The sequence below is a fragment of the Patescibacteria group bacterium genome (genome assembly GCA_041645165.1).
Classification (GTDB): domain Bacteria; phylum Patescibacteriota; class Patescibacteriia; order 2-02-FULL-49-11; family 2-02-FULL-49-11; genus 2-02-FULL-49-11.
In genome coordinates, this window is record JBAZQN010000008.1 from 66,822 (window position 1) to 73,332 (window position 6,511).

The following is a 6,511-nucleotide window of genomic DNA, read 5'->3' on the forward strand; positions in this document are numbered from 1 at the left end:
CAATGCATGTTTTAGTATGATCAAAAAATGGGATGTCATCAAAAGCGTCTCCTCCTATAAAGATAGATGGCTCACGGTGCGAAGCGATACGTGCAGGATGCAGGATGGGAAGATTATTGCACCCTACCACGTGCTTGAATATTCCGATTGGGTAAATGTCGTACCGGTGACCGCTGACCACCGCGTTATTCTCGTGCGCCAATACCGTCACGGCGCCGGCATCGTCAGCCTTGAGCTTCCCTCAGGCGGCATGGATGGATCAGACCTTTCCCTCGAGTCTGGCGCGCGGCGGGAACTTGTGGAGGAGACTGGATATGACGGAGGAAGTTTCTACCACGTAGGCTCCTCCTATGCAAATCCCGCCAACCAGACGAACCTTGTGCATTCGTTCCTCGCGGTGGGCGTGGAGAAAACACATGAGCAGACACTTGACGGAAGCGAAGAGATAGAGATTGTGTCTCTTCCGTTTCGTGACGTTATGACGGGACAACACGGGAACAAAGAGGGTTGCACGATCGTACAGTCGCTCCACCTCGCCACGCTTCATCTTGTGTGCAATTATCTCCTCAACAGTACTGACCAGAGGTTGCAGCCATTGCGTGGTGCACTTCTTGAATCAGTGACCATCGGTGCCTCGGTTTAATGCATCGTGACCACCGTTTTCCCCATAAATCCCTCGCGGGCATACCGCGTGAGGGTTTCCGGAAGGTCGGAGAGGGAAATGGTGGCGGTGATCATTTTCTCCAATGCGAAGAGATCCGCTCGGTCACGCAGAAATTGCATAGATCGTAATAAGTCCGGAGTGTTTGCGCCATGCGTACCGGCGACTTTTATTTTTTTATCGCGCCATTGAATTGTTTTTTCGAGCTCTCCACGCCGTATACCGTCGATGTCGATTGCCGTGTCCGGTATCATGTCTCCTTTTTTGGTACCACCGAAGAGGAGTACCGTACCCCCTGGTTTCACCAGCCGCATGCTGGCGGCTACGACAGGGGTATAAAGAAATGTCGTGGCGGGGATGACCGCATCGAATTCGCCGTTGGCGTTGCTTCTCAATGTTTTCAGTTCCGTGCGTGCGTAAAGGCCCCGATGAGCGAGGAATGTTAACCTATCATGGGTTCTGTTGAAAAGCGTTGGCGTACCACCGTAATACTTGATCGTCAAACCGATAAGCGCGCCTGCGTTTCCCGCGCCGATAATGGCGATGCGCATGCGTGATAGGTTGTCACGTCGCACCGCGCGCATTAAGTTCACCACGCAGTGGTGGGCGCATGCGAGCGGCTCGCAGAACACGAGTCGTTCCGAAGGGATAATTGGATCGGCGCGCAGAAATGCGGTTTTTAGTTCATCTTTGTGTCCTTCCGCAAGTATCAATGTCCCAAATCCTGAAGTTCTTTTGAGCGGAACGTGCGGATCGTAGATTACGCGTTCATTACGATGAAAGCCCGTTGCATTGCCTGCCCACGCCACCGTGCCCGCTATTTCGTGGCCGAAGTCATGGCGAACGGTGCGCACATTCAGCAGTTCCTTCACGTCGGAACGACAAATACCCACCATATGGGGCCGCACCACAATGATGCGAGGATTCTCTCGAATGTGTGTCGGCACTTTCCTTGTTTTTAACACTGCTTTCCCTGAGGAAAGCTCGACCACTTGATATATTTTTGGAAGTTCATCCAACATATCTACTCATGACGCAGCACCGATGCGTAAAAGAGATCATGAAATAATTCAGAATGTTCCGTCAGCCGCGCTTTGTTTAGAAAATCAAGGCATGCGCGCAGCCCCAAGGTCGCTTCCGTAAGGAATGCAATTACCTTGTCAGGCTTGCGTAATAACATGGTAGGTGAGAGCGCTGCAAGATGTAGGATGGATACGATGAGCGATCTGGTGAGAAAATATTTATCGTAACGCAGCCGATCGCTTGTGCGTTCTTCAAGATCACGCCACACGCGGTCGCGCAGTTCATCTGTCCATGACCGTGCGGAAGGTGAATCGAATTGACGCACTCCCTCGATGTGCACTTCACTATTTTGGATCTTCACATAGATCGGCTCCATTACGTTATCTATTATTACGTCATGCCAGCCGACAGATAATAGCAATTTACCGATATCGTATGCCGCATCTCCTCCTTCCAGGAATCCATTCGGGTCCACGAACAATATAGTGCCGTCCTTACGGAGGATAATGTTGCCGAAGTGCGCGTCACCGTGTATGAGTACGATTGATTCTTGTGGTGGGGTTAACAGTGTTTCTCCCGCAGGAGTTCGCCATATTTTTTCAATAATAGCGAGAGGCGACTCGTACGATCTTCCCGCGATGACAATGCGCTCCGCATTGGCGAACGTGTGAAATAATCGTCGGAGATCATCGGCAGAGAGCGATTGAGTCGATTGCCATCGGTGGGAACTCAATGAAAATGGGGTAACGGAGGTGTATCTGGCGCGGAAACGTTTGATGATCCTTTCATGGTACATTTGTCGCGCGAAATCTTTTGGAGATGCGTTTCCACGTTGCCGATGGAGAGTATCCGTTAATGCTTCAATGCTTTTTTGTATGCCCGTAAGACAGAGTTCTTTGCGTACGCGAGAAGATGTGGTGAAGTGGCGAATTGTTTGTCCTTCGTACCAAGGCATATCGTAATACGCCCATTCTTGCTCTTCATTGTTAGCGCTAAGGAGTACTTTGGGGAAGTACTTCTGGGCCTGCACAGGCACGTGAGCGGTGAGGAAGCGTATTTCTTTGAGGAGTTCCGGCACGCCGTGGGAATACGCCCACTTTCGTGCGAATGCTGATGCGCTGCCATCGTGATATTTTTCTATGGTGGTAAACTCGCCTTGATGCACGATTGATCCATGACGCCACTGCCAGGCCGTCTCAAAGAGCGATACCTTCTTATGCGTCGCCTCCAACCGTATCCGTTCCCGTGTGGACGTGTCACACCCGATCAATCCCCAAAACGCAGCTTGTCCTCTCGCCGCACCTATCGCGCGTCCGAGCACCTCGTAGCTTTCTTGTAGGGCTTCAAAGTGTTTCCATGATGAAATGCCGCAGAGCAGCAGGAGCGCCTCCAGCACGGCATTACCTCCCCCCGCACCGACACCGCCTAGGGACGCGTCAATAAAATCACAACCCGCATCCCGTGCCGCAAGCGTATTGGCGATCGCCAAGCCAAGATTATCATGACCGTGGAAACCGATGTGTAAATGCGCAGTCCCATTTTTAATTTCTGTTATGACGCGTTGGACTTCGTCCGGGCGCATAGTGCCTGCGGTATCCACTACATAAAATACTGAAGCGCCATGTTCTTCCGCAGTACGGGCGGCGTCAACAATTCTTGTAAGATGGTAGAGGCCGGAATATTTTAAGTTAAGCGAGTAGGGTACATGCCGCTCACGACATATACGCACAAGCTCAATTTCTGTAGATTGGAGCGTCGCATGTTTGACGGCGATCCGCACAAGTCCCGCGTTGGGGTACGGAACGAGGTCTCCAGGGATAATACGTGGATTATTGGAATCAAGCATTCTCCACAACGACAAATCAGGACATGCACGTGAAAGATCATTGATTGAGTCAGCGTCCATGTGAAAGTTAGGACTCGCGATTTTGCTACCCTTCCATCCTCCCGGACCTTTTATGAAGCCAACCTCCGCATACCGCACGCTCGCACGATTCAGGATATTTAGATAATTCTTGACCTGCTCAAGCGAAAACGGGAAACCGAGCCCTAACGCACCATCCCTTAATGTGACATCAACGATGTGACAATGTTTTGATTCCATATCTCTAAAGCGGTAAAGGCGAGAAAGTATTACCCCGAGATCCTAACTGAAGCGCAGGATCAATGTGAATCTGCAGTAACGCGGCTCCCGGTGAGTCTAGGAAACGTTCAATGGTGTATCGTGCGTTCCTCTCGTCTCGAATTTCGAAAAAGGGGAGACCAAATGCTTGCGCGAAACATTCAAACCGTTCTACGCGAAAATCCACACTTAACGGATTCATGTGTTTCGCGAATTGCGTCTGCCTCACCATACCGAGCCCTTGGTTGTCAAGAACCACGACTTTTACCGGCAGATTATAGTGTACGATTGTTTCTAGTTCGGCGCAGTGCATCAAGAATCCTCCATCGCCGCATACGGCGAGTACCTCACCTTCCTTCGCACAGCTTGCCCCCACCGCTGCGGGAAGAGCAAATCCCATAGTCGCCTGATGATAGCTGTAGATTGGCAGTACCTTCTTGGTGCCGCCCAAGGAACGCGCGGCCCAGAAGAAATTTTGACCGGAGTCGAGACAGATAGCGTATTCACCGATATCACATCTTGCGAACAGTTCCCTCAAGCAAGTTTCAGGGAAACTCATCGGCGTTTGGAGCGCGGAAAGGTTCTGTGCCCATGCGTTATCATCCGTTGCATGCAGTTCAATGCTTAATTCGTGCAAAAACTGAATGAACGCCTGTTCTGAAATGCGGAATGAAAAATGTGGAGTAAATGCATTTTGCGGTTCGCTCGATACCTCAATAGAGGAAATGCGTTTGTTCGCAAGGAATTCATGAACGGCACCGGTACATTCAATGCCAAGCCGCTCGTCTAGAATAATCAGGTGATCGCATTCATAAACCAAGCGATTTGCGTGCCCTTCGCCCAAAATACCCACTATTCCTTTCAGGCCTTCTGAAGGGAAACGAAGCCCTTGCAACGAAATCACGCATGGTATATGGGGATGCTCCTTCATGAATTCGCGCATCGCAGATCGAAGATTGGAGAGCATTGCCATCCCTCTTCCTATAAGGATCAGCGGCCTTTTTGACTTGGGTATCACGGTCGTGAGCCATTTCGCAAGTCTTTCATCAATCATTTCAACTTCTTTATGGTGCTTTTATTGAGGAGCGGGCGATAAGTCGGTTGGTGCTGTCATTCCGAATACATCCGATGCTATCACCGCTACCGCGCTTTTTCTTTTTGCGAGCGATTCAGAGAAGAAGTCCTGCACGTGGCGGAGGTCTTCAGCGCGTTCCATGACGGTGCAAGGAACAACAGATTGAAATACGCGCTCAAGCGGCACGTCCTGCGTGGCTATTTGTTTTTGGCGTACGCGTGTCGCATTGTCGCCCACTATGAGCATAACTGGAAATCCTTCTGATGCGGTGATAAGACCCGTGAGTGCATTCGTGGCTCCTGGCCCACGGGATACTACGCAGCACCCCGCATTACCCGTTGCAGCAGCATAGCCGTGCGCGGCATGGACTGCTGCATCTTCCGTCTTACATAGGATGAGATGGGTTCCGCAGTCGTGCATCGCTTGGTTCAATTGTATGCAGGAGGATCCTGGGAGCGTAAATACAGTTTCGATTCCTTGATTGCGCGTCATTCTTGCAAGTGATTGTGCAACCGTTTGGCTTCCGTGTATGTCTTGTTGATTCAATCTGCGCATATTTTCTATATCTTTTTATGAAACATCTTGTCGTATGAACGGCATTTTCAATAATTCAGTAAAATGGGTGCAGTAATAATCCGCGTTTGCACCCAGTTCAGCGTGAAAAGCGACCGTTGCCATGCCGATTGCGCGCGCACCTTCCAATTCAACGGCGGTGTGCCCCACGAAGACGCTTTCCTCCGCCAACACGCCTACTTGTGATAAAGCAGTTTGGTAGGCGGTTGCATGAGGTTTGCGCACGCCCGTTTCCGCTGAGTTTGAGAATGCGTCCCATGCGATTGTCAAACCTTTTGATCTAAACCAGCGCAGTTTTTCTTCAGTGGCAGAAATGGTGTCGGTGACAATCCCTACTCGATAACGAAGTTTTTTTAATTTTTCAAGCGTTTCCACAACGCCGTCATACAGCACGATGTTGGATTCGTCTTGCAAGAGTGCTTCATAACCCATCTTGATGGGCTCCTGACCCTTGATCCCACGTGTATGCAGGATGCAGTAGAACAATTCGTCCTTGGTTACTCGTCCAATCATCGCATCATTAAATACATGAGCAACTATCTCATATTTTATGCCCTCAGCTGATATTGGAACGCGTTGATTATCAAGAAACGCATTAAAATGAAGGTGCGCGTGTGCTCGATAATAAATCACCTCATTTGCATCAAAAAATAATGTCTTGATTTTTGTTGGTATACCTTTTTTCATATGTGCCCTATTTAGGTATGCAACGTGCTTTAATGTATTGCAACTACAGCAGTTTTACACACACTTCCACACGTGTCAAAGGTTTTATCAAATCACCTAACTGTATTATACGCAGTTGGTAACCTGTTGGTAACTCCCGTTTCGCAACTCCCTTGAAACGAGCTACATTACAATTGACACGCCAGGCGTAAGGAGTATAGTAAATGCATGGGAAAAGCCTTCTTATGACCCGTTTTCTGTATTATAATCTTAGGGATTATGAACCCTATCTTATAACGCGCGCGCAGGTGGGGATGTGGTTGTTGTGTAGGCGAATATTGGGGGATACTACAATTTATCAGAAGTAAAAGGCGGTACCTTAACGGGTACC

Annotated in this window: 6 protein-coding genes; 1 reads left to right on the forward strand and 5 read right to left on the reverse strand. The window is 49.6% G+C overall.

What is annotated here, in order from left to right; all coding sequences use genetic code 11:
• Positions 1-16: 16 nt before the first annotated feature.
• Entirely contained in the window at positions 17-643 is a 627-nt protein-coding gene (locus tag WC659_04050; GenBank protein MFA4873081.1) for an NUDIX hydrolase, read from the forward strand.
• Here the strand turns inward: WC659_04050 and WC659_04055 are convergent.
• The 5 genes from WC659_04055 to WC659_04075 are packed head-to-tail and all read right to left on the reverse strand — an operon-like array spanning position 640 to position 6,141.
• A complete protein-coding gene (locus WC659_04055) occupies positions 640-1,683 on the reverse strand; it encodes an alcohol dehydrogenase catalytic domain-containing protein (GenBank protein MFA4873082.1) in 1,044 nt (347 codons plus the stop codon). The two genes, WC659_04050 and WC659_04055, sit on opposite strands and share 4 nt — an antisense overlap.
• Before the next feature lie 2 nt (positions 1,684-1,685).
• Positions 1,686-3,788, reverse strand: a complete 2,103-nt coding sequence (locus WC659_04060) for a phosphotransferase (protein MFA4873083.1) — start codon at positions 3,786-3,788, stop codon at positions 1,686-1,688.
• 4 nt (positions 3,789-3,792) lie between these two features.
• Complete coding sequence (locus WC659_04065; GenBank protein ID MFA4873084.1) at positions 3,793-4,860, reverse strand: thiamine pyrophosphate-dependent enzyme; 1,068 nt, start codon at positions 4,858-4,860, stop codon at positions 3,793-3,795.
• A 21-nt stretch (positions 4,861-4,881) separates the two neighbouring features.
• Positions 4,882-5,436 (reverse strand): thiamine pyrophosphate-binding protein, encoded by a 555-nt coding sequence (locus tag WC659_04070; GenBank protein MFA4873085.1) that lies wholly within the window; start codon positions 5,434-5,436, stop codon positions 4,882-4,884.
• 15 nt (positions 5,437-5,451) lie between these two features.
• The gene (locus tag WC659_04075) at positions 5,452-6,141 is read right to left on the reverse strand and encodes an HAD family hydrolase (protein MFA4873086.1); all 690 of its coding nucleotides are present in this window, start codon (positions 6,139-6,141) and stop codon (positions 5,452-5,454) included.
• Positions 6,142-6,511: the final 370 nt, after the last annotated feature.